The sequence below is a fragment of the Ruegeria sp. AH7 genome, from assembly GCF_056541325.1.
Genome location: NZ_JBQFYF010000002.1, coordinates 296,299 through 320,648, shown reverse-complemented (window position 1 = coordinate 320,648; position 24,350 = coordinate 296,299). Strand labels below are relative to the sequence as shown.

The window sequence follows — 24,350 nt, the reverse complement described above, 5'->3', positions numbered from 1 at the left end:
TGGCAGGTCTAAGTCAGATCAGCTACTTCGGAGGAGCCATGACGTTCTGGGTTCTGATACTGTCCATCGCGCTGCTGATTGCAGCCTTTCTAAGCTACAGCTTGCTCCGTGGTCGCCGCGATGCAGAGCCCGCCGCAGCCTATGACCTTCGTGTCTACCGGGAACAACTGGTGGGCGTTGACCGCGATCTGGCCCGCGGCGTGATCGGCGAGGCAGACGCCGAGAGGGTGCGCACCGAAATCTCTCGCCGTATTCTGGCGGCAGATGCCCAGATGAACAAAAAGACTTCCGAGGTCGGTCCTTCGCGGGTCATGTCCTTGATTGTGATTGGCGGACTAGCACTGATACTCGTCGGCGGTGCGGCGTTTATATATCAACGTCTAGGTGCCGTAGGTTTACCGGATATGCCGCTTCAGGCGCGGATCGAATTGGCGGAAGACGTCCGCCAGAACCGGCCCTCGCAAGCCATCGTCGAAGAAATGACGCCTGCGCCTGTACCCAGGCAGTTGGATGAAAGTTATGCCAGCCTTCTCGGTCAGTTACGTGAAACAGTTGCAGCGCGCCCGGACGATCTGCAAGGGCAGATGCTGCTGGCGCAACATGAAACAAATGCCGGGAACTTTCGCGCTGGGTATGCAGCGCAGCAGCGGGTGATTGAACTTTCAGCCGACGCGGCAACAGCTGACGCTTATGCGGATCTTGCTGAAATGATGATTTTGGCAGCGAATGGCTATGTCTCACCCGAGGCCGAACAGGCCCTTTCGCAAGCCTTGGATCGCGATCCGAACCACGGCCCCGCGCGATACTACTCTGGTCAGATGCTGGCACAGATCGGTCGCCCGGACATCGCGTATCGCGTCTGGGTTGACACCTTGCGCGATGCCCCTGCGGGGGCGCCATGGGCCGAGGCGATCCGGACCCAATTGGATGACCTTGCCTGGCGCGCAGGTGTCTTCAATGCCCCCGAAACTGCCCCTGTACCGGGACAATCTGGTCCCAGCCAGGAGGATGTGGCTGCTGCTGCCGATATGACGCCAGAAGAACGGCAAGAAATGATTCAAGGCATGGTGAACCAACTGTCGGATCGTTTGGCGACCGAGGGCGGAACCCCCGAAGAATGGGCGCGCCTGATCGCAGCACTCGGCGTTCTGGGACAAGCCCAACGCGCCATCGATATCCGCGACGAAGCCGTGGACGTATTTGCTGGCAACACCGCCGCCTTGCAACTGATCGACGCCGCGGCGCTGCAGGCGGGTATTGCCCAATGATCCATGATACGTTCGAAGAATTTGCTGCCACTCTGGCGCCGATGACGGCGCTGATGGGTCTGGATCTTGGCGAAAAGACGATCGGTGTTGCCGTGTCAGACCGGACGCGCGGCGTGGCCAGCCCGCTTGAAACCGTGCGCCGCAAAAAGTTCACCCTCGATTCCGCCCGATTGCTTGAGTTGATCGCCGACCGTGAGATCGGTGGCATCATTCTGGGCCTGCCCAAAAACATGGACGGAACCGAAGGGCCCAGGTGCCAGTCGACCCGCGCCTTTGCCCGCAACCTGTCGCGTCTGACCGCATGCCCCATCGGGTTCTGGGATGAACGCCTCAGCACAGTTGCGGCAGAAAAGGCACTGTTAGAGGCGGATACGACACGAAAACGTCGCGGACAGGTTATTGATCATGTCGCAGCGGGTTATATCCTTCAAGGAGCGCTCGACAGGTTGCGCTTTTTGTAACGGGTCGGAGACCGCACATGACAAACATGGTTTGGAAACGGAACGAGGTGGAAAGCCCCTGTATCCAGATCTGTGTCGTACACCCGACTGAGCGTATTTGCACCGGCTGCTACCGCACGATTGATGAGATCACCCGCTGGTCCAAGATGGACAGCTCAGAGCGCGCGGAAGTCATGGAAGACCTGCCCAACCGCAAGCCGCGTCTTGCGAAACGTCGGGGCGGTCGGGCCGCGCGTTTGAACGGGTTGTAACTCATCAGTTCGCTGTGTCGTGATGCTCTGGCAGTTTTGTACGTGCTGCATCGTGAATTGGATGGCGGCCACGCAATTCCTCGGCAAATAGACCTGCGATCTCGGATTGGCTGGTTTTGAGTTGATCTGGGGTCGTGAGCTCATGAACCTCAGCCAGATCACCGGGCAAAGTCTGAACAACGCCGCGGGCGGAAAAGATTTTATTTAAGACAGTCCTGAACGTCATTTCGAGCATCCTTTAGTGAATTAAATAATCAGTGCCGCCGCGGGCAGCGTTCGAGCTGAGAGGGGTCGTGCTCAAGAACGTTTCCGGCGTGAGTGGCAACCCGCGGCGACAGCGCCGAGGTAGCCAGTTCGATCCTCAATTTTACGGGGAAAACTCTCAAATTTTGATCGTTTTTGAGTACAAAACTGGAATTTCCAACAAATACCCACAAATTCCCTTACGTCACAAACGACGCCTATCGGCACTAAACGCGCCAATAAGCGCACTCCAATGTCGGTGTTCGAATCGAATTTGAGCAGATTTCAGCCAGCAGCCAGCCAGGATTTGGCGTTTTCCGCTTCGACCGAGGGGAAAAACTGTGTGCGAACACCCAGGATATGACGGGCCACGCGCTGTGCGATATGCTGCCATGCTGCGTCACCAACGATGGCCGCGCGATCCAGCAGGCGGATGTGATTTCGAGCCAGGCGGAAATGTGCAGCCAGTGCCGACAGCCCTTGCCAGCCGTCAAACTCGCGCAGGTCAATCAGCAGCCGAAAGCTCTCGCGCCCTTGCAGAGCAACGTCCAGTGCTTCCTCGGCTTTGCTGTATTCGTCTGGGTCCAGCTTGCCCAACAGGCTGATCTGAACACAGGGTCCGCCCAAATCGGTGACATGGATCGATCCCAGAGACTCACGCATCCATCGGCGTGCAGCTTCCAGTTCTGCCATCTCGAACACCTGCGTCGGACAGGGTAGGATCGGGGCGGCCAGTCGGATACTGGTTTGCACCCAACCCTGATCGGCAACAACCGCGATCCGGTCAAACCCACGCCAGTGGCTGAGCCCCAGCTTGGTATCGGACCAGGCGGCCCCCAGATCATAGCCTTTGAACTCGGGCTGAACGATGACCAGCAATCTAATCGCTTCATGCTCGACCAAGGCAGCTTCGATCGCGGGAACCAGTGTTTCGGAATAGTCTGCGCTGGTGACTTCACCTGACAGTTCGACTTCTATCAACGCACCGTCTGAATTCGTGTGAACCGTAATCATGGTTCAAAACCTCCACTCAAAACAATGATCGAAGGTTATGGGGATTCGATCCATTCGGCCACTCCCCCCGGATATTCGGGGCGGAAATAGGCGATCATCCGTCCATCTGGCCCGGCCGAGGCCCCATCACCCCATGGGGCAACCCCATGCAGGCAGTGGCGGTGCAACAAATAGGCCTCACCCGGTTTGGCAGGCAGAGTGATCCGGGTGCAGGTTTCAAATACAGTGCGGCGTGTGGCCTGATAGATATCGGTGATATCAACCGTGTGCAAAACATCGCCCGCGTGGTCCGCCAGCGCGTCGCGAAAGGCTGCGCCCATTGCCTTGTGACTTTGGTCCCAAACAACCAATGGTGCGGCCTCATCGCTGACCTCGGTCAACGGGATGCCCAATATCCACGCATGAGGTTCGTCAATCCGGCGTCGGCGATCCGGCCCCATGGGACGCAATCCATCCACATGGGCGGCATCCCGATTGCACCTATACCGCGCGGCAGCCTCGCTTTCGCCCCGTCGGGCGCGCGGGTATCCGGGATGGATGACCGAGACCTGACCTCGGTGTAATGGCAACTGGCCAAAGTGATCCTGCAAGAAAGTGGCGGCCTTGCCCGCGAGTGGCGCTGAGTTCCCAACGCGACCCTCAGTATCATTCGGTAGCGCATCAACACCAACAAACCATGTGCCTTCGCAATCCAGCCATTCTGCAAAAGCGGGATCGCGCACCGACTGCTGCGCGGCCGGTAGGGCGTGTTCGACCCAATCCGCCAGCACCGGGTCATAGGGGAATTTCACCCATCCACGCGACCAGAAATCACCTACCATCCCAGCGCCTTGCGCAACATGTTCAGCGCCACCAGCGTCAGAAACACTGCAAATACACGCTTAAGCGGCTTCGGGTCCATCGCGTGGGCCAGCTTTACCCCCCAGGGCGCGGTGATCATAGTCATCGCCACGACGACGCCGAAGGCGACAAGGTTCACTGCGCCGATGGTCAAGGGCGGGCGATGTTCCGGCGCAATGCCCAGGAACAAAAACCCAAGAACGGAAGGTACAGCAATGATCACGCCAAACCCGGCTGCTGTCGCAACGGCGCGATGGATGGGCGTGTTGTAAAGGCTCATAAGCGGCACACCGAAACTGCCCCCGCCGATCCCCATCAGGACGGACAGAAACCCAACCGAGGGAGAAAGTGCCGCACGTTTGATTCCCTTTGGCATCGCATCGCCCAACCGCCAATCGGATTTTCCCAGACCCAGATAGGCACCAATCACCATGCCCAGCACCCCAAAAAGCGCCTGCAGTGCTTCGGTGCGCAAGGCCGACGCGACCAGAACGCCGAAAACCGCCCCCACGGCGATCCCCGGCCCCCAGCCGCGCAGGATATCCCAATCCACCGCGCCTTTTTTGTTATGGGCCAGGACCGAACGGACAGAAGTGACGATTATCGTCGCCAAAGACGTAGCAAGGCACAGCTGCATCAACTGTGGTCCGCCATATCCCAATGTTTTGAAGGCATAGAAGAACGCCGGTACCAACACGATGCCGCCACCTACCCCCAAAAGCCCGGCCAGAACGCCCGCAAACGCTCCGATCACAAGCAAAAGACCCAGCATCTGCGCCAGCAACATGGTATCGGGCATATTTCCCCCAAGAACCGGCAGCGCCGGTGTTTTCCTTCTAAACCTCGGCCAAGGGCGCAACGTGCTCCAAAGCCCGCAGCATCACCTCGGGCCCAGCGCTTTCATGCACCGCCCCTTCGGACAAGGCCCGTCGCCATGCCCGAGCCCCCGGGCGGCCAGCGAACAGGCCAAGCATATGCCGGGTGATCTGGTGCAAACGCCCCCCATTGGCAAGGTGGCGTTCGACATATGGCACCATGTCCTGAACAACTGCAATTGGATCCACAGCTGCGCCGGTCTGGTAAATCCTCATATCCGCCTGAGCCAGAATATCGGTTGGCTGGTGGTAGACTGCGCGCCCGATCATGACGCCATCTAGACCAGCCTCAAGATGCGCCTGCGCCTGATCCAGCGATGTGATCCCACCATTGATCGAGATATGCATATCCGGGAAGTCCGCCTTAATCCGATGCACCAGATCATAATCAAGCGGAGGGATATCCCGGTTCTCTTTCGGGCTTAACCCCTGCAACCAAGCTTTTCGGGCGTGGATCGTCACCCGCATACATCCTGCCCTGCGGATTTGGGTCAGGAAATCTGGCAGAACCTCTTGAGGCTGTTGATCATCGACCCCGATCCGGCACTTGACCGTCACGTCAACATCGACCGATGCCCGCATCGCCGAAACGCATTCGGCCACACGGCCCGGTTCTTTCATCAAGACCGCACCAAAGGTTCCGGATTGCACTCGGTCTGAGGGGCAGCCGCAGTTCAGATTGATCTCATCATAGCCCGCATCTGCCCCAAGCCGCGCCGCCTGTGTCAGCTCCTCGGGGTCAGAACCGCCAAGTTGCAGGGCCACCGGATGCTCTTCGGGGTTATGGTCGAGCAGATGCAACGCCCCACCCCGTACCAGAGCAGGCGCAGTCACCATTTCTGTGTACAACAAGGTCTCACGACTGAGCAGCCGATGAAAATACCGGCAGTGACGATCGGTCCAATCCATCATCGGCGCAACAGACAATCGCGCTGCACTTGTTGCCTTGCCTGTCACAGCAAAACTCCCGTCTAACTCTGTAGGCCTGGCATTGGAAATACGAGCATGCGCACGGCCCGCCGGGTCTAACCTGTATTTATCCGGATTGCCATCGGACATCTAACCGCCTCAGAAGGCCCTTAGCTAGGAAGCCCATATCGGCTGATCATCATCTCGACGCTGTTCTCAATTGTCTCCGCCATCTCGGCCTCGCTTAGCACCGAACCACTGAACAGCAAGGGCCAGAACGCACGCGCCTTGATCAGGCCGATGAACTCCTTGCCCGCCTGTTCAGGGTCATCAATGTTCAGTTTGCCATCCTGCGCCGCGCCTTTCAGCATGTCGACAAAGGCAGCTGTCTTGTCCAGCTTGCCCTGCGCCTCGGCCGCAAGTGCCGGATTGCGCAATGTTTCGCTTATCACCATACGCGACATGGCAATGACCTCCGGGAGCATAAGAATACGCCCCTCGGCCCAGGCGAGCTCGGTCATCTGTTCGCGTATATCCCGGTCCGAATCGTACTTGATCTCAACCACTTCTGCGAACCTGCTCGACAGCTCCACAACGATGGACCGAAAGAGATTTTCCTTGCTTTCGAAATACTTATAAAGCGTCCGCTTGGAAACTTCAGCCCGGGCCGAGATGCGATCCATACTGGACGCGGCAAATCCCTTTTCAAGGAATTCGGCTACGGCTGCGTCGATGATCTGCGCGTATTTTGACGCATTCGGCGCGCTGCATTCGTTCATGGCAGAGCTATAGACCCATTGACCTGCGCAGGTCAAACACTACGTAAACTTATCAGTTTACAGGGCGCATTTCCTGTGCCACATGTAAACGCGCCAGTTTACCGATTCAGGTAACAGCCAACAGGAGACGACCCCCATGGCCCTTTCACTAAAACTGAACGGCGAGACCCACACGGTTGACGCCGAACCCGGCACCCCCCTGCTGTGGGTGATCCGGGATGAGCTCAAGCTGACCGGAACCAAATTCGGTTGCGGCGTTGCCTCATGCGGCGCTTGCACTGTTCACGTCAACGGCGAGCCTGTCCGGTCGTGCCAGACCTATGTCGAAGATCTGGAGGATGCCGAGATCACCACCATCGAAGCGATCGGCGACGACAAAATCGGCGCGGCCGTGCAACAAGCCTGGGTCGAGCTGGATGTGGTGCAATGCGGATACTGCCAATCTGGTCAAGTGATGTCAGCTGTGGGTCTTTTGTCTGAAAACCCAAAACCCAGTGCTGAAGAAATCGACGAATACATGTGGGGCAATGCCTGCCGCTGCGCCACCTATCAACGCATCCGCGCTGGTGTTCAGCGCGCATCTGAAATTCTGGAGGCCTGATCATGACCATCAACACCTCCCGCCGTGGATTTTTGAAAGGCGCAGCAGCAGCCAGCGCCGTTTTGATTGTCGGTGCCCGCCCCGATGGCGCACTTGCTGCGGCATCCTCGGACAGCGCCCAGCTTAATCCGTTTGTGAAAATAGATGCGGATGGCACCGTGACCGCAATCGTCAAGCATTTTGAGATGGGTCAGGGCCCAGCAACCGGTCTGCCAACCATCATCGCCGAAGAGCTTGGCGTGACGATGGATCAGATCGAATACGAATTCGCCCCATCTGATCCGCAGGTTTATAATAACCTTCTGTTCGGTCCGTTCCAGGGAACTGGCGGTTCGACTGCGATTGCAAATTCGTGGATGCAATACCGTCAGGCAGGTGCCGCCGCGCGCGATATGCTAACCAATGCTGCCGCCCAAAGCTGGGGCGTCGACCCAAGTGGTGTCACCATCGAGGATGGGATCATCACTGCTGGTGACAATACCGCACCGATTGCAGAATTTGTGGCCGCCGCATCTGCACTGGAGGTGCCTGCAGAGCCCCGCCTGAAAGACCCGTCAGAGTTCCGATTGATCGGCAACGAGAGCGTGCGCCGCAAGGATTCGGCGATCAAGGGCAACGGCCAGGCGAAATTTGCGATGGATGTGCATCTGCCCAACCAGATGGTGGCCATGATCAAGCGGCCAGAGTCGCGCGGTGGCATCGCTTTGGGCTTTGACGACAGCGCATCGAAAGAGATCAAAGGCTATATCAACGCGGCTATTCTACCCAATCAGGCCGGTGTTGCGGTTTATGCCGAAAATACATGGGCCGCGATTCAAGCAAGAGACATGCTTGAGGTCGAATGGGACATGTCAGCGGCAGAAACCCGTGACTCGGACCAAATCAAAGCCGAGATCATGGCCGCGCTGGACGCAGAGCCAGAGTTCAACGTGAACCAGGCCGACGTCGCAGCGGTCACCGCAGCCATTGATGGCGCGGATACTGTGATCGAACAGTCGTTCTATTTCCCCCTGCTGGCCCATGCACCGATGGAGCCGCTGAACTGCACCATCGAACAGACCGCCGAAGGTGACATCATTCTGCATGATGGCGCGCAGATGCCGACCGGTCCGCACATGGCCTACCAGCAGATCTTCCAACTGCCACCAGAGAAAATCCAGATCAAGACAATGCTGGCTGGCGGGTCCTTTGGACGCCGCGCAACGCCGGATGCAGACTATCAGGTCGAAGCTGCGCTGGCCTTTGTGGTCACAGACCGGTCGCGCCCTGTGAAGCTGGTTTGGACGCGTGAGGATGACATCCGCAGCGGATACTATCGCCCGGCCTTTGGTCACAAAGCGCGGGTTGGTCTGGACGCGGATGGCAATATCGTCGGATGGCAGCATCAGGTGGCCGGTCAGTCGATCATGAAGGGAACGCCGTTCGAATCCTTCTCGGTTCATGACGGCGTCGACCACAGCTCGATCGAGGGTATTGCAGACAGCCCCTACAATATTCCCGGTATGGCGCTTGGTCTGACGGATACGCCCAAGGCAACTTCGGTTCTGTGGTGGCGGTCGGTGGGGCACACTCACACCGGTTACGTCATGGAGGTCATGATGGACCTGGCGGCTAAGGCAGCGGGTCGTGACCCGGTTGAATTCCGTCTCTCTTACCTGGCTGATGGTGATGATCCAGATCAGTCGCGCAAAGCAGGCGTATTGAAACTGGCGGCTGAGAAGGCCAATTGGGGCAATCCTGCTGAAGGACGGGCTCAGGGTATCGCTGTGCACAAATCCTTTGGATCCTATGCCGCTCAGGTCGTCGAAGTCTCTGGCGACCCTGAATCGGGCATCAAGATCGAAAGGGTGACCTGTGCAGTGGATTGTGGGATTGCGGTTAACCCTGATGTTGTCCGTGCCCAGATGGAAGGTGGCATCGGTTATGGCATCGGTCACGTGATGCGCGGTCAGATCACGCTGACCGGTGGCGCTGTAGATCAATCGAACTTCCCCGACTATGAGCCGCTGAGGATCGGTGATATTGCCGCCATTGATGTCCATATCGTGCCATCGGCCGAAGCGCCCACCGGGGTGGGTGAGCCAGGAACGCCCCCAGCGGCGCCTGCTTTGGCCAATGCGATCAACACTCTGTCCGGCGTGCAGATTGCGGCGCACCCGATGACAGAGGATGGCATCAGCTTCGTCTGATCTAGTGGATCCCATAACGCAAATTGCGCCGCCCCTTTGGGCGGCGTTTTTCTTTGCAGAAGGCTCCTTATGAATAATTTGATCAAATTTCGTGACTTCGAGGGCCTGCTTCGATACATCTCAGTTAATCGGAAGAACGGAACCTGAAAAATGGACCTGAGTACTTTGCATAATTTTCGCGTCGCAGCCTGCGATCTGAACGGTCAACTGCGCGGCAAACGGGTTCCACCAAGTTATGCGGACAAACTGTCAAAGGGTGCGGTACGTATGCCGTTCTCGGCCCTGAATGTGGACCTTTGGGGTGCGGATATCGACGGCAGCCCCTTGGTGTTTGAAAGCGGCGATGCAGATGGCGTTCTGCTGCCAACGGAACGTGGTCCTGTCCCGATCCCATGGCTGGGCGCGGAGACAGCATTGGTTCCCATGTGCCTTTACAACGATGCCGGTACGCCGTTCGCGGGCGACCCACGGCATGCCCTGTCGGCCACATTGTCCCGTTACGGCCAGCGCGGCTGGTCGGTGGTTGCCGCGACTGAACTAGAGTTCACCCTGCTGGACGCTTCCGGCCCTCACCCCCAGCCCCCTCTGAACCCAGTGACCGGTCGTCACCTGACGGACGAAGCGGTGTTGTCGGTCGCGGAAATGGATGCGTTCGAGGCGTTCTTCACCGATCTCTACGATGGTTGCGCTGCAATGGGCATCCCGGCACAAACCGCCATATCCGAGAGCGGTATCGGCCAGTTCGAGATCAACCTGAACCATCAGGATGCGATGCGCTGTGCAGACGATACATGGCTTTTCAAGGCATTGACGCGCGGTCTGGCCCGCAAACACGGGTTTGCTGCTACATTCATGGCGAAACCTTATGCCGACGATGCGGGAAACGGGATGCATGTGCATTTCTCGGTCATTGATGCCAATGGGCGAAACATCTTTGATGATGGTGGTCTCGAAGGCACCGACCTGTTGCGATCTGCCGTTGCGGGCTGTCTGGCGGCCATGCCAGCCAGTAGCCTGATCTTTGCACCAAACGGCAATTCCTATGCACGACTGGTGCCCGGTGCACATGCACCCATTGGCGCAAGCTGGGCCTATGAAAACCGAACAGCGGCCATCCGTATTCCAGGGGGCGCACCGGCCGCCCGGCGTATCGAACATCGTGTTGCCGGCGGTGATATCAACCCTTACCTTATGCTGACCGCCGTACTGGGTGCGGCACTGATCGGGATCGAAGATGATATGAAGCCGCCCGCCCCGATCACCGGGAATGCCTATGAGGTAGACGGGCTGCCGCAGCTTGCGAGCAATTGGTCCGAAGCGATTGACCAATTCGAGGCCGACCCAATCATGACCCGCCTGTTCCCAGCTGAGTTGATCCGCAACATGGCCCTGACAAAACGGCAAGAGATCGCGCGCTTTGCAGATCGTCCTGAAGACCAGCATTGGCTGAGTTATTTAGAAGCTGTTTGACCCCCCTTGCCCGGCGTTCGCGACTAGGGTATTTCTGAATTTGATCAAATTCGGTGACTTATGAAAATCGGTATTCTACAAACCGGCCACACACCCGACGTGCTTAAAGACGAATTCGGAGATTACGACTCGTTATTTCCCGCCCTCCTGAAAGGCCACGGGCTAGAGTTCGAAACCTTTGCCGTTGTGGACGAGGTTTTTCCAATCAGTGCGGACGAGGCTGACGGGTGGTTGATTACAGGTTCCAAATATGGCGCCTATGAGGACCTGCCGTGGATCCCGCGACTCGAAGAGTTGATCCGCCAAATCCACCACAGCGGCAAACCCATAGTTGGCGTCTGTTTCGGCCATCAGATCATCGCGCAAGCCCTTGGCGGCAAGGTCGAAAAATTTGATGGCGGGTGGTCAGTTGGACGCACCGAGTATGACTTTGAGGGCGAAAAGGTCTGGTTGAACGCCTGGCATCAGGATCAGGTGGTTGGCCTGCCCGAAGGGGCCAAGGTCACAGGCCACAGCGACTTCTGCCAGAATGCGATGCTGCAATATGGCGATCAGATATGGACCGTTCAGGCACATCCCGAGTTTTCCAATGACTTTGTAACCGGGCTGATGCGCACGCGCGGCAAGGGTGTGGTACCCGACGATCTGATGCAGGCCGCTGCGAACCGGCAATCGGCACCAGATCACAATGATCAGATCGCGCATCTTATGGCGAATTTCCTGAAGAAAGCGAGGGCCTGATGGCCGATTGGACAGATGCACTGCCTCCGGCAGCACAAGCTTACATCGAAGGGCACCGGCTGGATGAGGTTGAGTGCATCATCTCCGATTTGCCCGGCATCGCTCGCGGCAAGGCTGTTCCCGCGTCGAAATTTGCACGGCAATCCTATTTCCACCTGCCCGACAGTATCTTTTATCAGACAATCACCGGGGATTGGGGAGAAGCTGCGGGCGAAGACGGGTTTATCGAACGGGACATGATCCTGAAACCTGATTTCTCGACTGCTTCTGCTGCGCCCTGGACCGGGGATTGGACGTTGCAGGTGATCCACGACGCCTATGATCGCGATGGCGAGCCGATCCCGTTCAGCCCGCGCAACGTGTTGAAGCGTGTCGTACAGCTCTACCATGACAAAGGGTGGAAACCCGTCGTTGCCCCCGAGATGGAGTTTTTTCTGGTCGCCCCAAACGTAGACCCGGCGCAAGGGATCAAGCCTATGATGGGCCGCTCGGGCCGCCCGGCAGCAGCACGTCAGGCCTATTCCATGACCGCCGTCGATGAATTCGGCCCGGTGATTGATGACATCTACGACTTTGCCGAACATCAGGGGTTCGAGATTGACGGTATCACCCAAGAGGGTGGCGCCGGGCAGCTCGAGATCAACCTGCGCCACGGCGATCCCGTCAAGCTGGCGGATGAGGTGTTCTATTTCAAACGCCTGATCCGCGAGGCAGCGCTGCGACACAATTGTTTCGCCACGTTCATGGCCAAACCGATCGAGGATGAGCCCGGTTCGGCCATGCATATCCACCATTCGATCATTGAGATGGAGACAGGGCAAAACATCTTCTCGGGTCCGCAAGGCGGCGAGACGGATGCGTTTTATCACTATATCGCAGGACTGCAGAACCATCTGCCCGCAGGTCTTGCCGTGATGGCGCCTTACGTGAATTCCTATCGGCGCTATGTCAAAGACCATGCCGCGCCGATCAATCTGGAATGGGCGCGCGACAATCGAACAACGGGAATCCGGGTACCCTTGTCCGGCCCCGAAGCACGGCGGGTTGAAAACCGCATCGCCGGAATGGATTGCAACCCCTATCTGGGCATCGCGCTGTCGCTGGCCTGTGGCTATCTGGGCCTGACCCAACAGGAACGCCCCCGCCGTCAGTTCTATGGCGATGCGTATGAAGGCGATGGCGATATCCCTCAGGTCATGGGCAACGCGCTAGATCTGTTTGATGAGGCCACTGCCCTGCATGAGGTTCTCGGCCCCGAATTCGCGCGTGTCTATGGCATCGTGAAGCGGGCTGAATACGAGGAATTCCTGCAGGTCATCTCCCCCTGGGAACGCGAGCATCTGTTGCTGAACGTCTAAACCAGCGGAGCCGGTCGCTATGAACCTTCTGTATTCCAACGACCGCAAGGCTGAGTATCCGGCAAGCTGGTATGCCGCAACGGCCAACACCATGGCGCCGTTCGCGGCGTTCGAAGGCGAAACCCGCGCAGACGTCTGTATCGTCGGCGGCGGCTACACCGGGTTGTCAGCAGCGCTGCACTTGGCCGAGGCCGGGCTGGATGTTGTGCTGCTCGAAGCACACCGCGTCGGGTTCGGGGCTTCGGGTCGCAATGGCGGGCAGTTGGGCAGCGCCCAGCGCATGGATCAGGAAAGTCTGGAGCGATTGGTCGGGCAGGATGATGCCACCAAGCTGTGGGATCTGGCCGAAGACGCAAAGGATTTGGTCAAATCCCTGATCGCCAAGCACCAGATCGATTGCGATTTGAAACCCGGTGTGGCTGATCTTGGGCTGTCGATCTCGGACCAGAAAGAGCTGCACGCCCATGCCGAGCATCTGTCGAACTCATATGGCTACGATCAGATAGAGCTTCTGGATGAGGCCGCGGGGCATGCGCTGTGCCCTTCGCCCACTTACAAAGGTGGATATCTGGACAAGGGCGCCGCGCATTTGCATCCGTTGAACTATGCGCTTGGGTTAGCACAGGCGGCGCATAACGCAGGTGCGCGCATTCACGAAAGAAGCGAGGTTCTGGAGATCCAAGAGGACGATCCAGTGGTCGTGCGCACTGAAAACGGGACGGTGCGCGCGAAACATCTTATTCTGGCCTGCAATGGCTATCTTGGCGCGCTGAACCGGCAGGTGGCATCGCGGGTCATGCCGATCAACAACTTCATTGCAGCGACAGAACCGCTTGGCGATGACACCGCCCGCGTCTTGACCCGTGATGTCGCCGTAGCGGATACGAAATTCGTTGTGAACTACTTCCGCCTGAGCGCTGATCGGCGGCTTTTATTTGGCGGCGGTGAAAGCTATGGCTATCGCTTCCCATTCGACATCGCCGCCAAAGTGCGCAAGCCGATGGTTGAGATTTTCCCGCATCTGAAAGACGTGCAAATCGACTATGCATGGGGCGGCACTCTGGCGATTACAATGCGTCGAATGCCATATCTTGCGCGACTTGCCACCAACATTCTTTCGGCATCGGGATATTCCGGCCACGGCGTTGGCACCGCAACCCATGCGGGGCAACTTATGGCTATGGCCGTTCAAGGGCAGGCCGAAGGGTTTGATACCATGTCCCGCGTCCCGGCCCTGCCCTTTCCTGGCGGCCCGGCCCTGCGTAGCCCGCTGCTGGTGCTGGCGATGACATGGTTTGCGATGCGGGATCGCCTGGGCCTCTGACACCCGTTTTTGATTGCGACAGTTTGGTGAAATTTTGCCGATCCATCGATTGGGGGCTTGGCACGACCTGCCCGCTTGATTTAAATAAACGAAAGTTAGAATTCGGGAAATCCAAATATGACGCTGCCCCCCAACGTCCATGACGCCGAACCCATCCCCGCCGCTGCCCGAGACGCCATCGACGCCCTGATGCAGTCGGGTGATCTATTTCGGTACACCGCACCGCAAGACGCGCCAGTTGCCCTGTTGGAGGCTGAGTTCGCGGCCCTGCTGGGTACCAAATACGCGCTTGCAGTCTCCTCTTGCTCGGCTGCGTTGTTCCTGTCGTTGAAGGCGCTGGACCTGCCGCGGGATGCGCGGGTGCTGATCCCGGGCTTTACATTTGCCGCTGTTCCATCCTCGGTCGTGCATGCAGACTGTATTCCGGTTCTGTGTGAGGTGGGCGAGAACTACCGTGTCGATATGGATGATTTCGCGGCCAAACTGGACGATGCACAAGCGGTTATCATCAGCCATATGCGCGGCCACACCTCGGATATGGACGCGATCATGGAGCTTTGTGATGCGCGCGACATCCCGGTGATCGAAGACGCGGCGCATTCGCTGGGGACCACCTGGCATGGCCGGAACATTGGCACCATTGGCAAGGTTGGCTGCTTTTCGTTCCAGTCTTACAAAATGATCAACGCCGGCGAAGGCGGTATTTTGATCACAGATGACGCCGATCTGGTCGCACGCGCTGTGATCATGTCGGGCGCATATGAACACAACTGGAAAAAGCACAAAACCCCACGGGGCGACAACTCACCCGAGCTTGAGCAAGCCTTCGCCCGCTGGCAGAACCAACTGCCGCTTTATAATCTGCGGATGAGCAACCTGAGCGCCGCCGTCATCCGACCGCAAATCCCTGAACTAGCGCGCCGGGTTCAGGACGGATTGGCAAACCATGACTATGTGGCGGAACGTCTGAACAACTCACCCTATATCGACGTCCCTGCTCCACTGTCGCCGGAACGTCGTGCGCCAGATTCGATCCAGTTCAATCTGGTCGGCATGGATGAGGCTGAAATCCGGGCCTTCGCGGCTGCGTCAGAGGCACGTGGTGTCAAGGTTCAGGTCTTTGGCCTGAGCGAAGACAACGCCCGCGCGTTCTGGAACTGGCAGTTCCTGCCCGAAAAGTTCGACCTGCCGCAGACACGCGACATGCTGATGAAAGCCTGTGATGTGCGACTGCCCGTACGCCTGACGCGCGATGAGTTGGACGTGATCGCCGATATCCTGCTGGCTTCAGTTGGTGAAGTGACAGGTCCGGTTCCGGTATACGGAACCTGACATGAAAAAGGCCCGCGCAAAGCGGGCCATCTTTTCTATGGTCCAAGATCAGTTCAGTTTGGAAAGCTTGTTCTGTAACTCGGCCAGTTGCTTTTTGATGTCGTCCAGATCTTCGTTTGCTTCGGGCTTTTTCTCTTCCTGATCCGGCCCGGACCAGCCGCCGGATAAGCCACCTGTCATGGCCTTCAAAAACGCCTGTTGCTGCGCCTGCAATGCGTCGAACCCCGGTATCTGCGACATCGGGTTCATCGCGTTCATGTTCTCCATCATTTTGCTTTGGCTTTCGCGCAGCATCTCGAACGAGCTTTGCAGGAACTGAGGCATCATGCCCCCGCCTGGCACCATATAACTGCGCACAAGGTCATTCAGCACATTCACCGGCAGAACATTCTCACCCCGGCTTTCGTGTTCAGCAATGATCTGTAGAAGATACTGCCGCGTCAGGTCGTCGCCGGTTTTCAGGTCAATGATCTGAACTTCGCGCCCGTCCCGGATAAAACCTGCTATGTCTTCTAGCGTCACGTAGTCGCTGGTCTCGGTGTTATACAGCCTGCGGCTGGCGTAGCGCTTTATCAGCAGCGGTTTTTCGTTGTCCGACACCTAGTACCCTCCCCAAGGATGATGCGTTGCAGCACAGGTTATGCGAGTGCAGCACAAAAAGAAAGGGCAGGTCAATGGACCTGCCCAACGCGAAAGCACCTTTTGGGAGGAATAAGGTGCGTGTATCGCGAAGCTCTTACTTGGCGGCTGCGGCTTTCTTGGCGGCAGTCGTCACGTCGTTGGTTGCTTTCTTGACAGCAGCAGTTGCTTCTTCAGCAGCGTCTTTGCCAGCAGCCATCAGCAGCTCAACAGTTTCGGTCTGAACTTTTTTCGCGATTTCAGCGAAAGCGGCCAGGTTTTCAGCTGCAACTTCAGCCGACGCGCTTGCGAAATCGGTTGCCGCTTTGGCGTAATCAGCAGGCTCTGCCTTGGCTTTAGACATCTCGGTCATCTTGGCCAGGGTGTCCTTGGTCCATTTGTTCGAGATCTCAGCCGATTTTTCAGCCGCTTCCAAAGCAACGCCCGACAGCTTTTCGTTCAGCGAAGCGGTCGATTTGAATGCGCCTTCCAGCGCGGTGGTGTCCACAGGGAACGCGCCCATCATGTCTTTCATGATCGCGGAAAAGTCTTGAGTCTTTGCCATCGTTCTAATCCTTTTGCTGAGCCGGGCCCACCCCGGCTTTCGTCAGCTTGAGGACAATATGGTTTCTGCAATGCAGCATTGCAAGCTTTTTCTTGCTGCAACGCAGAAAATCTGTAGTTTCAAAATGAAATCAGACGTTTGGATTGGCGACTACATAGGTCCCGGGGGCCGGTGCAAGGCTTGGATGGGTCGAATCGCCTGTCTTCCGCGCTGGTATCTGTTTGCCCGATCGCCTCTTCAGCCAGGCCTCCCACATGGGCCACCAGGATCCTTCGTGGAAATCCGCCTCTTTCAACCAGATGTCTGCATCTGATTTCAGATCGGGGTTTGTGTAATGGCCATACTTCTTCTTGCTGGGCGGGTTCACGATCCCTGCTATATGACCGGACTCCGAGACAACAAAGGTCTTTGAGCGTGACCCCATCTTTTGCACACCGCGATAGCAGTCTTTCCAGGCGGCGATATGATCAGTTTCGCAGGTGATCGCCATCAAAGGGACATCCACATCGGCCAGCGTCAGCTTGTGCCCCAAAAGTTCGATCCCGTCCGAGGCAAATTCGTTGCGTTGGCAGAGGCCCCGCAAATAATCGACCGACATCTTCGCAGGCAAATTCGCGCCATCACCATTCCAAAACAACAAATCGAAGGCCGGAGGCACCTCACCCATCATATAGCTGCGGATGGCCGGGCCGTAGACCAGATCACGTGAGCGTAGGAATGACATCGTGCGCCCCATGATCCATGAGCGCAGAACACCCTCTTTTGTTACCTCTTCTTCGATCCCGTCGATGAAGTCATTTTGCAGAAACGGTGTGAACTCTCCCTGTTCCGAGAAATCCGTCAGCGCGGTGAAAAGCGTTGCCGATTTTATCGACTTATCGCCCCGTTGTTTCATCAAGGCTAATGTCAGGCTGAGCGTCGTGCCCGCAATGCAATAGCCAATCGCGTTGACCTGTTTGACCTTGCAGATATTCTTTGCGACCTCGATGGCAGCCAGGAAACCGTCCTGAATGTAATCCTCCATCCCAGTTTCGGCGTAGCTTGGATCCGGGTTGACCCAGCTGACAACAAATAGCGTATAACCCTGTTCCGTGATCCATTTGATCAGGCTGTTCTGGGCCTTCAGGTCAAGAATATAAAACTTGTTGATCCAGGGTGGGAACAACACAATCGGTGTTTCATGCACCGTTTCGGTCGCTGGCTTGTACTGGATCAACTCCATCATGCGATTGCGAAAGATCACGTCACCCGGGGTAGTCGCCAGATTACCGCCAACCTCAAACGCATTTTCATCGGCCAACTTGACCACCAGCTCACCATCGTTTGCTTCAAGGTCTGACACCAGGTTTTCCAACCCGTCGATGAGCGACTGGCCCTCGGTTTCCACCGCCTTTTGCAAGGCATCCGGGTTTGTAGCCAGAAAATTGGTCGGCGCCATCATGTCAATGATCTGTTGCGAAAAATAGCTAAGGCGCCGCTTGTCCTTGGCGTCCAGATCATCAACCGAAGCCACGGCCTGAGTGATGGCCTGTGCGTTGGTCTGGTACTGCTGGCGGATGAGGCGGAAATAGGGGTTGGTGTCCCACATCGGGTTGGAAAAGCGTTTGTCGGCGGGCACGTCATGTTCGTCATCCACCTCACCGGTGGTCAACGCTTGCTGCGCTTCGGCAAAGTTCAGAACCGATTTGCCCCAATACTCAATCTGCTGCTCCAGCAGCTTGGCGGGGTTTTGCCAAGCCTCTGCGAAATAGACAGTTGCTGCTCGTGCGAAAAGCTCTTGATTCGGACCGTCCAGCGCAGAGGTATGAGGCTTTTTCGACGCCATAACTTCGACAAGCCGCTTGGATAGGGTTTCGACCTTTTCCATATTTTCTTTAATTCGTTCAATATGTTCTTCTGTCACTTCGGGCATTTGGTCTTCACTTGTTGTCATTTTAACAATTCCCCCCTAACCTCGCTGCTATGCAGAATAACGTCGTGGGTGTCGGGGGACAAAGCGGCGAATGGTCCGAACCGAACAGCCTTAGACTCTGGAGGCCGCTTCCATGCGCTACATGATGACCTACGACTTGATGGAGACCATGCGCAACACGAACCAATGGCTTGGTTCGACTGCCAGCGCGATGGCGTCCTACCCGTTGTTTTCGATGGTTCCAAACCCGGCCTTCAGTTGGATGGCCGCCTGGGGTGAGGTGACCGAGCGCACCTTCCAGCGCATGGTTGTTAAACCCGACTGGGGCATTCGTACGTTTACCTGCGAAGACGGCAAAGATCATCTGGTTGATATTACCACGGTTCTGGAACGTCCTTTTGGCGATCTCATCCATTTCAAGGTAAATGGACGAGAAAAGCAACCGCGCAAGGTTTTGCTGGTTGCGCCGATGTCGGGGCACTATGCGACATTGCTGCGCTCGACCGTCAAAAGCCTGCTTGTTAATTGCGAAGTTTATATCACTGACTGGCATAACGCGCGCGATATTCCTGTGTCTGCAGGCAAGTTCGATGTCGAGGATTACACGCTTTATCTTGTCGATTTCATGAAAGAGCTGGGGCCAGACACCCATGTTGTTGCTGTTTGTCAGCCCGCACCGCTGACTCTGGCCGCAACCGCTTATCTGGCTGAGCTCGAACCTAAGGCGCAGCCCAGCACCCTGACACTGATCGGTGGCCCGGTTGACCCAGATGCGACACCGACTGATGTCACGGATTTCGGTCGCCGCGTGACAATGGGCCAGCTGGAAGAAACCATGATCCAACGGGTTGGTTTCAAATACAAAGGTGTAGGCCGCATGGTCTATCCCGGCCTACTGCAACTGGCCTCTTTCATGTCGATGAATGCCGAGCGGCACTCCAAGGCGTTTTCAGACCAGATCCAGCGCGTGATCCGGGATGAGGCGTCCGATCATGATGCACATAATCGCTTCTACGATGAATACCTGGCCGTCATGGACATGACCGCCGAGTTCTACCTATCCACAGTGGAACGTATCTTCAAAGGGCGTGAGATTGCGCGCAACGAATTTGTTGTAGCAGGTCACAAAGTCGACATTAGCAAGATCACCGATGTCGCGGTCAAAACCGTCGAAGGCGCGAATGATGATATCTCGGCCCCGGGCCAATGCATTGCCGCGCTTGATCTGTGCACCGGCCTGTCAGACAGCAAAAAGGCCAGCCATGTTGAGCCGAATGCAGGCCATTACGGCATTTTCGCCGGCCGCAGCTGGCGCGACAATATTCGTCCGCTTGTGATTGATTTCATGAATGAAAACAGCCGCAAGCCGCTGCGCCGGGCAGCGAACCGAAACAAAGTGGCCTGAGACGATGGGCGAGAGCGATCAATCCGGTCTCGCGTTCTCTTGCACCTGCGGTCAGACTACAGGGCGCATCAAGCCACAGGGTCTCAAACATGGCTCGCATGCCGTGTGCTTTTGCGCCGATTGCCGCGCAGGACAATTGTATTTTAAACAACCCGACCCAGCGCCCGGCCCTGTTGAAGTGTTTCAGATTGCCCCGCACGAGCTCATTTTTGAAACAGGTAGTGAGAATCTGGCCGCGATAAAGTTGAGCCCAAATGGCATGCTGCGTTGGTATGCGACATGCTGCAACGCGCCGCTTGCGGCAACGCCAAACACGCCGAAATTCCCATTTGTCGGTTTCATTGCGGCCCGTTTCAGCGACACTACGGCCCTGGGCCCCATCACAACACGGGCCTACATCCCCACATCGGGTGGCAAACACAAGCACGCAGGCATTCGCGCGGCAATTGTCGCAATGCTCAAGCGTGTTGCCAAATCGCGCCTGTCCGGCAAGTGGAAGCAAACACCATTCTTTGACGTCGCAACCGGTGAGCCGGTGGTCAGCCCCAAGCTGATCGACAAATCCGAACGCGATGCTCTTTACCCGTAGCTGGGTCTTGGGTTGAAGTTCAACCAGCCCTGCAAGGCTGCATTCAGCACATCCGGGTTTTCCAACGTCGGAAGGTGACCTGCACGTTCAATCATCTCCAATCGGGCTTCGGGGATCATCTCGGCCATAAACTCATGCTTACGCGCCGGGATAAGTGTATCATGTGTTCCGCCAAGGATCAGACCCGGAACTTTGACCCGGCAAAGGATGCTTTGTTGATCCGGTCGTCGTTGCAAGGCCCGCATTTGACGCACAAATACATCGGGGCCCAGATCGATAGCCATGGCAAAGAGTTGATTCAAAATCGGGATACGTTGTGGCCCTGGGGCCAGCGCATCCGACCCGATCACCTTGCGCATCACTTCTTCCAATCGCCCGGCTTGCGCACCAATGATCAACTCCTCGCGTGCGGCGGCCATCTGCGGCGTGTCGGCCTGCGCATCGGTCGAAATCAGGCAGAGGCGTGACACCCGATCCGCCGCGCGCCTTACGATCTCAAGCGCGACAACACCGCCCAGACCTACCCCCGCCAGGGCAAAACGATGCGGCAGCTGATCGAGCAGGCCAGATGCGATCTCTTCGATCCGTTCGCCTGATGAAATCGGCGCAAACATCACAGCCCGATCGCGCGACAGCGCGTCGATCTGAGGATGAAACAATCGGGCGTCACACATAAAACCGGGTAGCAATACCAGCGGCTCGATCACGCGGGGCCTCCATCAGTTCGGGCTTCCGAACCCCTTCTTTTTCTTCGCAGGATGAGAGTTTTGTCCGGCCCCGGCAAGCAGAAACTTACGGATAGCGGATACCGCGAAAAGCTGGGAAATCGGCGTATCGGGCCTGTCTGGCCGTTTGGCTTTCGCCCGGCTCGGCCCCGGGGCGTAACAAACACCCCCGAGGTGCGATGTAACTATCGATCCGGCCTACCGGTTCGGGCCGCCAAACTAGATTGAAGGCGCTGAGCTTGGGAAAGAACCAGATTTCGGAATAGTCCAGATGATCATGCATCCACCACGCAAGATCGCGCCAATCCCGGCCTTGCTCATATTGATCCGCGAACCACGGGATCACAATCGACGCCCCAGCGATGCGCGCGTCTCCAACGCCTCGATCCCAGATGTGACATTCCAATGGGTTATCGTTGCGCGCGCAATTCAGCCGGTTTTCGTTACCGAACTGGTTCAACGACGGCGAGCGATAGCCCGAGCGGACAGCAACGCGCCCAAATGTCTCCTCAAGCGGGTCCAGCAAAGTCTGGCAAAAGGCACGACCGGTCTCAATCGCAAGATCAGGGTTTTCAGGGATGTTCTGGTGTTGGTGGAAATTCCCGATCTCGGAATACAGAAAATCCCGCATGAAAAAGTGCCGTGACAGGCGCACGCGGCCAAGCGTTTCAAGGCTCCACATGCTGCCCGGTTTGCGCATCCTCAGTATCCTGTCCAGCGAAAGGCCCCGTCCGAGCGAAGCGTGGAAAAGGGGTTGAAAGCAACCTCCCAGATCGTTCCGTCCGGAGTGCGGAAATAGCCGTGATGCCCGCCCCAAAATACATCCGATGCGGGTTTCAGGACCGTAGCGCCTGCCGCCTCGGCATCGCGCAGAACCTGCGCCACCTCTTCTTTCTGTCGGCAATTATAGCTCAGCGTGATCGCACCGCGGTTCAAACTATCTTTGGCGACGCCGATCTCATCGGCTAATGCGGACAAAGGGTATAGACCAAGCGTTTGACTGATCAGATCAAAGGCGATCACACCATCCGGGCTGTCGACACGGTTCCAGCCCATCGCCTCATAAAATGTTGCCGCAGCTTCAGGGTCTTCGACCCCGACAGTGATTAGGCTGACTCGCTGTTCCATCACTCCACGCCCTGGGTTTTCAACCAGTCCAAAATGCCAGAAACTGCCGCGTCAGTCTGCCCGGGCGACATCAAACGCCCAGCGACCACATGAGACATCGGATCATCCCCCTCACCCATTGTGACCAGCTGCACCGTTGCATCAGCCCCCCAGCTCTGCGCCACTTTGTGTGTCCGATCCGGGCGGACGACTTGATCGTCATCTGAAAACCAGAACAAGGCCGGCACCTGTGCGCCTTCGAAATCCAGCGCGTAGATCGTATCCACCAGTACTGTCATGGGCACGACAGCGACCCACGGGTAAACCGAGGACCAGTATTTGTTTTTCTCGGGGTCCGGGCCCGACACGTCCCGTTCCTCTCCCATCAGCAGAGGCAACCAGGACCGGGCCCATGGCAGGCCAGGAATAAAGGCGACCGGTGTATTCACGCCAAAGTTTGGCGAGACGAAGACCATGCCAACCACGTCTGTGCTAAGGTCAGGGTCAAGGGCGGCTGCTGTGACCAGTGTCCCACCGGTTGAGGTAGACATGACCACAACCTTGTCGCCCACGGCCCGTGCGGCAGCCAACCCTTCGGCCAGATCCTGCATCCAACCCGAGGCTGTTGCCTCGCCCATCGCGGCACCATTGCGCCCGTGACCTTGCAGACGGGTATAAACCAGATTGGCGCTCAGCGCGTCCGCGACCCTATCGGGGACTGGTCTGATTTCTTCGGAACTGGCCGAAAAGCCATGCACATACAGAACCGAATAAGGCGTGCGTTGCTCTTTGTAGCCGTCCTGCCAGATCACACGCTTTTCAACACCGGGCACGATGTCATCAAAGGCGGATTCGGTGCTTTCGAAGTAATCCTGCACCCCTTCTCCGAATCTGGCGTTGTCGAAGCGCGGATGAAGATCGACCTCTTCACGCGGACCGAACCAATAGACCAGAGCACCAACTACGATCAGCGCCAGCAGAAAACGCCCGAGGTACAATCCAAACTTCCGCATCAGCCTTCTCCCATCACGTCCAGAATTGCACGCTCGATCAATGACAGGCACAGTTCATCGGAGAATCTGTGGTCGGCATCTTTCACCAACAACAGTCGCATATCAGGCCCTGAGGCATGATCCAGCAAGCGCACCGCCGTTTCAGTCGATACAGCGGTATCCGCAGTGCCCTGCAGAAAACGTGTTGGGAAAGGTAGATCCAGCGCTTCTCTCAGCACAAGATTCTGACGCCCATCGTCAATCAGGCGCTTTGTGATGATGTAAGGCTCCATATAGTCCGACGGCAACTCAACCTGGCCAACTGTTTCCAGCGCTGCCTTCTGCGCATCTGTAAACGACGCCCAATACCCATCTTCCGTAAAGTCCGGAGCGGCGGCGATTGTGACCATCCCCACGATGCGATCTGCGAGGGTTTTGGCGAGCAACAAGGCCTGCCAGCCCCCCATGGAAGAACCCACGATGATCAAAGGCCCCTGCGTCAGCGCGGACACTGCGGCAACTGTGTCTTCGTGCCAATCTCCGATGCTGCCTTCGGTAAACGCACCCGAACTTTCACCATGGCCGGAATAGTCAAACCGCAAGAATGCTTGCCCGCGCGTTTTGGCCCAAGCCTCTAGATGAATGGCTTTTGTGCCTTCTTTGTCTGATTTTAGACCTGACAAAAACACGATGGTCGGGCCTTGGCCTTCGCTCAGATCATAAGCGATCCGCCGCCCCTGATCGGTTGTCAAAAAAGCGCTCATCTTGCCGCCCTTCATATT

Annotated in this window: 26 protein-coding genes; 12 read left to right on the top strand and 14 right to left on the bottom strand. The window is 57.1% G+C overall.

The window, feature by feature from the left end; genetic code table 11:
* The first annotated feature begins 38 nt into the window (after nt 1-38).
* From ccmI to ACR0JX_RS06125, 3 genes are read left to right on the top strand one after another with little or no spacing between them, the layout of a single operon-like run.
* Nucleotides 39-1,268 (top strand): c-type cytochrome biogenesis protein CcmI, encoded by a 1,230-nt coding sequence (gene ccmI / locus ACR0JX_RS06135; protein ID WP_480542307.1) that lies wholly within the window; start codon nt 39-41, stop codon nt 1,266-1,268.
* Complete coding sequence (gene ruvX / locus ACR0JX_RS06130; protein WP_480542305.1) at nt 1,265-1,729, top strand: Holliday junction resolvase RuvX; 465 nt, start codon at nt 1,265-1,267, stop codon at nt 1,727-1,729. The genes ccmI and ruvX overlap by 4 nt, the downstream gene beginning before the upstream one ends.
* A gap of 17 nt (nt 1,730-1,746) precedes the next feature.
* Nucleotides 1,747-1,980, top strand: coding sequence for a DUF1289 domain-containing protein (locus tag ACR0JX_RS06125; protein WP_480542303.1), 234 nt, complete (start codon nt 1,747-1,749; stop codon nt 1,978-1,980).
* A 4-nt stretch (nt 1,981-1,984) separates the two neighbouring features.
* On the opposite strand, the gene ACR0JX_RS06120 is transcribed toward ACR0JX_RS06125, so the two are convergent.
* From ACR0JX_RS06120 to ACR0JX_RS06095, 6 genes are all read right to left on the bottom strand, one after another.
* Nucleotides 1,985-2,206, bottom strand: a complete 222-nt coding sequence (locus tag ACR0JX_RS06120) for a hypothetical protein (protein WP_480542301.1) — start codon at nt 2,204-2,206, stop codon at nt 1,985-1,987.
* A gap of 302 nt (nt 2,207-2,508) precedes the next feature.
* The gene (locus tag ACR0JX_RS06115; RefSeq protein ID WP_480542299.1) at nt 2,509-3,237 is read right to left on the bottom strand and encodes a SpoIIAA family protein; all 729 of its coding nucleotides are present in this window, start codon (nt 3,235-3,237) and stop codon (nt 2,509-2,511) included.
* Nucleotides 3,238-3,272: 35 nt separating this feature from the next.
* Nucleotides 3,273-4,058, bottom strand: a complete 786-nt coding sequence (locus ACR0JX_RS06110) for a hypothetical protein (protein ID WP_480542297.1) — start codon at nt 4,056-4,058, stop codon at nt 3,273-3,275.
* Nucleotides 4,052-4,876 (bottom strand): sulfite exporter TauE/SafE family protein, encoded by an 825-nt coding sequence (locus ACR0JX_RS06105; RefSeq protein ID WP_480542295.1) that lies wholly within the window; start codon nt 4,874-4,876, stop codon nt 4,052-4,054. The genes ACR0JX_RS06110 and ACR0JX_RS06105 overlap by 7 nt, the downstream gene beginning before the upstream one ends.
* 37 nt (nt 4,877-4,913) lie before the next feature.
* On the bottom strand, nt 4,914-6,011 hold the full coding sequence (gene dusA, locus ACR0JX_RS06100; protein ID WP_480542293.1) for a tRNA dihydrouridine(20/20a) synthase DusA: 1,098 nt from the start codon (nt 6,009-6,011) through the stop codon (nt 4,914-4,916).
* 20 nt (nt 6,012-6,031) lie between these two features.
* Nucleotides 6,032-6,640 (bottom strand): TetR/AcrR family transcriptional regulator, encoded by a 609-nt coding sequence (locus tag ACR0JX_RS06095; protein ID WP_480542291.1) that lies wholly within the window; start codon nt 6,638-6,640, stop codon nt 6,032-6,034.
* Between the two features lie 136 nt (nt 6,641-6,776).
* Here ACR0JX_RS06095 and ACR0JX_RS06090 point away from each other — a divergent pair, with 136 nt between their 5' ends.
* The 7 genes from ACR0JX_RS06090 to ACR0JX_RS06060 all read left to right on the top strand — a co-directional run bounded on the left by ACR0JX_RS06090 (nt 6,777) and on the right by ACR0JX_RS06060 (nt 15,655).
* Nucleotides 6,777-7,241 carry a (2Fe-2S)-binding protein gene (locus tag ACR0JX_RS06090; protein WP_170530716.1) on the top strand — a complete coding sequence of 155 codons (465 nt, stop codon included), beginning with the start codon at nt 6,777-6,779 and terminating at the stop codon, nt 7,239-7,241.
* Nucleotides 7,242-7,243: 2 nt separating this feature from the next.
* Nucleotides 7,244-9,430: a xanthine dehydrogenase family protein molybdopterin-binding subunit gene (locus ACR0JX_RS06085; protein ID WP_480542289.1), complete on the top strand. Its 2,187-nt coding sequence runs from the start codon at nt 7,244-7,246 to the stop codon at nt 9,428-9,430.
* A gap of 150 nt (nt 9,431-9,580) precedes the next feature.
* Nucleotides 9,581-10,900: a glutamine synthetase family protein gene (locus tag ACR0JX_RS06080; RefSeq protein WP_480542287.1), complete on the top strand. Its 1,320-nt coding sequence runs from the start codon at nt 9,581-9,583 to the stop codon at nt 10,898-10,900.
* Between the two features lie 60 nt (nt 10,901-10,960).
* Nucleotides 10,961-11,641 (top strand): type 1 glutamine amidotransferase, encoded by a 681-nt coding sequence (locus ACR0JX_RS06075; RefSeq protein ID WP_480542285.1) that lies wholly within the window; start codon nt 10,961-10,963, stop codon nt 11,639-11,641.
* Complete coding sequence (locus tag ACR0JX_RS06070; RefSeq protein WP_480542283.1) at nt 11,641-12,999, top strand: glutamine synthetase family protein; 1,359 nt, start codon at nt 11,641-11,643, stop codon at nt 12,997-12,999. The genes ACR0JX_RS06075 and ACR0JX_RS06070 overlap by 1 nt, the downstream gene beginning before the upstream one ends.
* A 19-nt stretch (nt 13,000-13,018) precedes the next feature.
* Nucleotides 13,019-14,323: an NAD(P)/FAD-dependent oxidoreductase gene (locus ACR0JX_RS06065; RefSeq protein WP_480542281.1), complete on the top strand. Its 1,305-nt coding sequence runs from the start codon at nt 13,019-13,021 to the stop codon at nt 14,321-14,323.
* A 117-nt stretch (nt 14,324-14,440) separates the two neighbouring features.
* Nucleotides 14,441-15,655 carry a DegT/DnrJ/EryC1/StrS family aminotransferase gene (locus tag ACR0JX_RS06060; RefSeq protein WP_480542280.1) on the top strand — a complete coding sequence of 405 codons (1,215 nt, stop codon included), beginning with the start codon at nt 14,441-14,443 and terminating at the stop codon, nt 15,653-15,655.
* 48 nt (nt 15,656-15,703) lie between these two features.
* Here ACR0JX_RS06060 and phaR read toward each other — a convergent pair whose 3' ends face one another.
* From phaR to ACR0JX_RS06045, 3 genes are all read right to left on the bottom strand, one after another.
* Nucleotides 15,704-16,255, bottom strand: a complete 552-nt coding sequence (gene phaR, locus ACR0JX_RS06055; protein ID WP_170530730.1) for a polyhydroxyalkanoate synthesis repressor PhaR — start codon at nt 16,253-16,255, stop codon at nt 15,704-15,706.
* A 136-nt stretch (nt 16,256-16,391) separates the two neighbouring features.
* Nucleotides 16,392-16,838, bottom strand: coding sequence for a phasin family protein (locus tag ACR0JX_RS06050; RefSeq protein WP_170530732.1), 447 nt, complete (start codon nt 16,836-16,838; stop codon nt 16,392-16,394).
* Between the two features lie 130 nt (nt 16,839-16,968).
* Nucleotides 16,969-18,771, bottom strand: a complete 1,803-nt coding sequence (locus tag ACR0JX_RS06045; protein ID WP_480542277.1) for a PHA/PHB synthase family protein — start codon at nt 18,769-18,771, stop codon at nt 16,969-16,971.
* Nucleotides 18,772-18,883: 112 nt separating this feature from the next.
* Here ACR0JX_RS06045 and phaZ point away from each other — a divergent pair, with 112 nt between their 5' ends.
* Both phaZ and ACR0JX_RS06035 read left to right on the top strand, forming a co-directional pair.
* Complete coding sequence (gene phaZ / locus ACR0JX_RS06040; RefSeq protein WP_480542275.1) at nt 18,884-20,155, top strand: polyhydroxyalkanoate depolymerase; 1,272 nt, start codon at nt 18,884-18,886, stop codon at nt 20,153-20,155.
* The gene (locus ACR0JX_RS06035) at nt 20,100-20,744 is read left to right on the top strand and encodes a DUF6151 family protein (protein WP_480542273.1); all 645 of its coding nucleotides are present in this window, start codon (nt 20,100-20,102) and stop codon (nt 20,742-20,744) included. The genes phaZ and ACR0JX_RS06035 overlap by 56 nt, the downstream gene beginning before the upstream one ends.
* Here the strand turns inward: ACR0JX_RS06035 and ACR0JX_RS06030 are convergent.
* From ACR0JX_RS06030 to ACR0JX_RS06010, 5 genes are all read right to left on the bottom strand, one after another.
* Nucleotides 20,735-21,451: an alpha/beta fold hydrolase gene (locus ACR0JX_RS06030; protein ID WP_480542271.1), complete on the bottom strand. Its 717-nt coding sequence runs from the start codon at nt 21,449-21,451 to the stop codon at nt 20,735-20,737. The two genes, ACR0JX_RS06035 and ACR0JX_RS06030, sit on opposite strands and share 10 nt — an antisense overlap.
* An 85-nt stretch (nt 21,452-21,536) precedes the next feature.
* On the bottom strand, nt 21,537-22,151 hold the full coding sequence (locus tag ACR0JX_RS06025) for a hypothetical protein (protein WP_480542984.1): 615 nt from the start codon (nt 22,149-22,151) through the stop codon (nt 21,537-21,539).
* 20 nt (nt 22,152-22,171) lie between these two features.
* Entirely contained in the window at nt 22,172-22,597 is a 426-nt protein-coding gene (locus ACR0JX_RS06020) for a VOC family protein (protein WP_480542269.1), read from the bottom strand.
* Nucleotides 22,597-23,589 (bottom strand): alpha/beta hydrolase, encoded by a 993-nt coding sequence (locus ACR0JX_RS06015; protein ID WP_480542267.1) that lies wholly within the window; start codon nt 23,587-23,589, stop codon nt 22,597-22,599. Before ACR0JX_RS06015 ends, ACR0JX_RS06020 begins: the two co-directional genes overlap by 1 nt.
* Nucleotides 23,589-24,332: an alpha/beta hydrolase gene (locus tag ACR0JX_RS06010; RefSeq protein WP_480542265.1), complete on the bottom strand. Its 744-nt coding sequence runs from the start codon at nt 24,330-24,332 to the stop codon at nt 23,589-23,591. Before ACR0JX_RS06010 ends, ACR0JX_RS06015 begins: the two co-directional genes overlap by 1 nt.
* Nucleotides 24,333-24,350: the final 18 nt, after the last annotated feature.

Coding starts and splice junctions, on each gene's coding strand:
- ccmI (WP_480542307.1), top strand. CDS start 39: ATGACGTTCTGGGTTCTGATACTGTCCATCGCGCTGCTGATTGCAGCC.
- ruvX (WP_480542305.1), top strand. CDS start 1,265: ATGATCCATGATACGTTCGAAGAATTTGCTGCCACTCTGGCGCCGATG.
- ACR0JX_RS06125 (WP_480542303.1), top strand. CDS start 1,747: ATGACAAACATGGTTTGGAAACGGAACGAGGTGGAAAGCCCCTGTATC.
- ACR0JX_RS06120 (WP_480542301.1), bottom strand. CDS start 2,206: ATGACGTTCAGGACTGTCTTAAATAAAATCTTTTCCGCCCGCGGCGTT.
- ACR0JX_RS06115 (WP_480542299.1), bottom strand. CDS start 3,237: ATGATTACGGTTCACACGAATTCAGACGGTGCGTTGATAGAAGTCGAA.
- ACR0JX_RS06110 (WP_480542297.1), bottom strand. CDS start 4,058: ATGGTAGGTGATTTCTGGTCGCGTGGATGGGTGAAATTCCCCTATGAC.
- ACR0JX_RS06105 (WP_480542295.1), bottom strand. CDS start 4,876: ATGCCCGATACCATGTTGCTGGCGCAGATGCTGGGTCTTTTGCTTGTG.
- dusA (WP_480542293.1), bottom strand. CDS start 6,011: ATGTCCGATGGCAATCCGGATAAATACAGGTTAGACCCGGCGGGCCGT.
- ACR0JX_RS06095 (WP_480542291.1), bottom strand. CDS start 6,640: ATGAACGAATGCAGCGCGCCGAATGCGTCAAAATACGCGCAGATCATC.
- ACR0JX_RS06090 (WP_170530716.1), top strand. CDS start 6,777: ATGGCCCTTTCACTAAAACTGAACGGCGAGACCCACACGGTTGACGCC.
- ACR0JX_RS06085 (WP_480542289.1), top strand. CDS start 7,244: ATGACCATCAACACCTCCCGCCGTGGATTTTTGAAAGGCGCAGCAGCA.
- ACR0JX_RS06080 (WP_480542287.1), top strand. CDS start 9,581: ATGGACCTGAGTACTTTGCATAATTTTCGCGTCGCAGCCTGCGATCTG.
- ACR0JX_RS06075 (WP_480542285.1), top strand. CDS start 10,961: ATGAAAATCGGTATTCTACAAACCGGCCACACACCCGACGTGCTTAAA.
- ACR0JX_RS06070 (WP_480542283.1), top strand. CDS start 11,641: ATGGCCGATTGGACAGATGCACTGCCTCCGGCAGCACAAGCTTACATC.
- ACR0JX_RS06065 (WP_480542281.1), top strand. CDS start 13,019: ATGAACCTTCTGTATTCCAACGACCGCAAGGCTGAGTATCCGGCAAGC.
- ACR0JX_RS06060 (WP_480542280.1), top strand. CDS start 14,441: ATGACGCTGCCCCCCAACGTCCATGACGCCGAACCCATCCCCGCCGCT.
- ACR0JX_RS06050 (WP_170530732.1), bottom strand. CDS start 16,838: ATGGCAAAGACTCAAGACTTTTCCGCGATCATGAAAGACATGATGGGC.
- ACR0JX_RS06045 (WP_480542277.1), bottom strand. CDS start 18,771: ATGACAACAAGTGAAGACCAAATGCCCGAAGTGACAGAAGAACATATT.
- phaZ (WP_480542275.1), top strand. CDS start 18,884: ATGCGCTACATGATGACCTACGACTTGATGGAGACCATGCGCAACACG.
- ACR0JX_RS06035 (WP_480542273.1), top strand. CDS start 20,100: ATGAAAACAGCCGCAAGCCGCTGCGCCGGGCAGCGAACCGAAACAAAG.
- ACR0JX_RS06025 (WP_480542984.1), bottom strand. CDS start 22,151: ATGTGGAGCCTTGAAACGCTTGGCCGCGTGCGCCTGTCACGGCACTTT.
- ACR0JX_RS06020 (WP_480542269.1), bottom strand. CDS start 22,597: ATGGAACAGCGAGTCAGCCTAATCACTGTCGGGGTCGAAGACCCTGAA.
- ACR0JX_RS06015 (WP_480542267.1), bottom strand. CDS start 23,589: ATGCGGAAGTTTGGATTGTACCTCGGGCGTTTTCTGCTGGCGCTGATC.
- ACR0JX_RS06010 (WP_480542265.1), bottom strand. CDS start 24,332: ATGAGCGCTTTTTTGACAACCGATCAGGGGCGGCGGATCGCTTATGAT.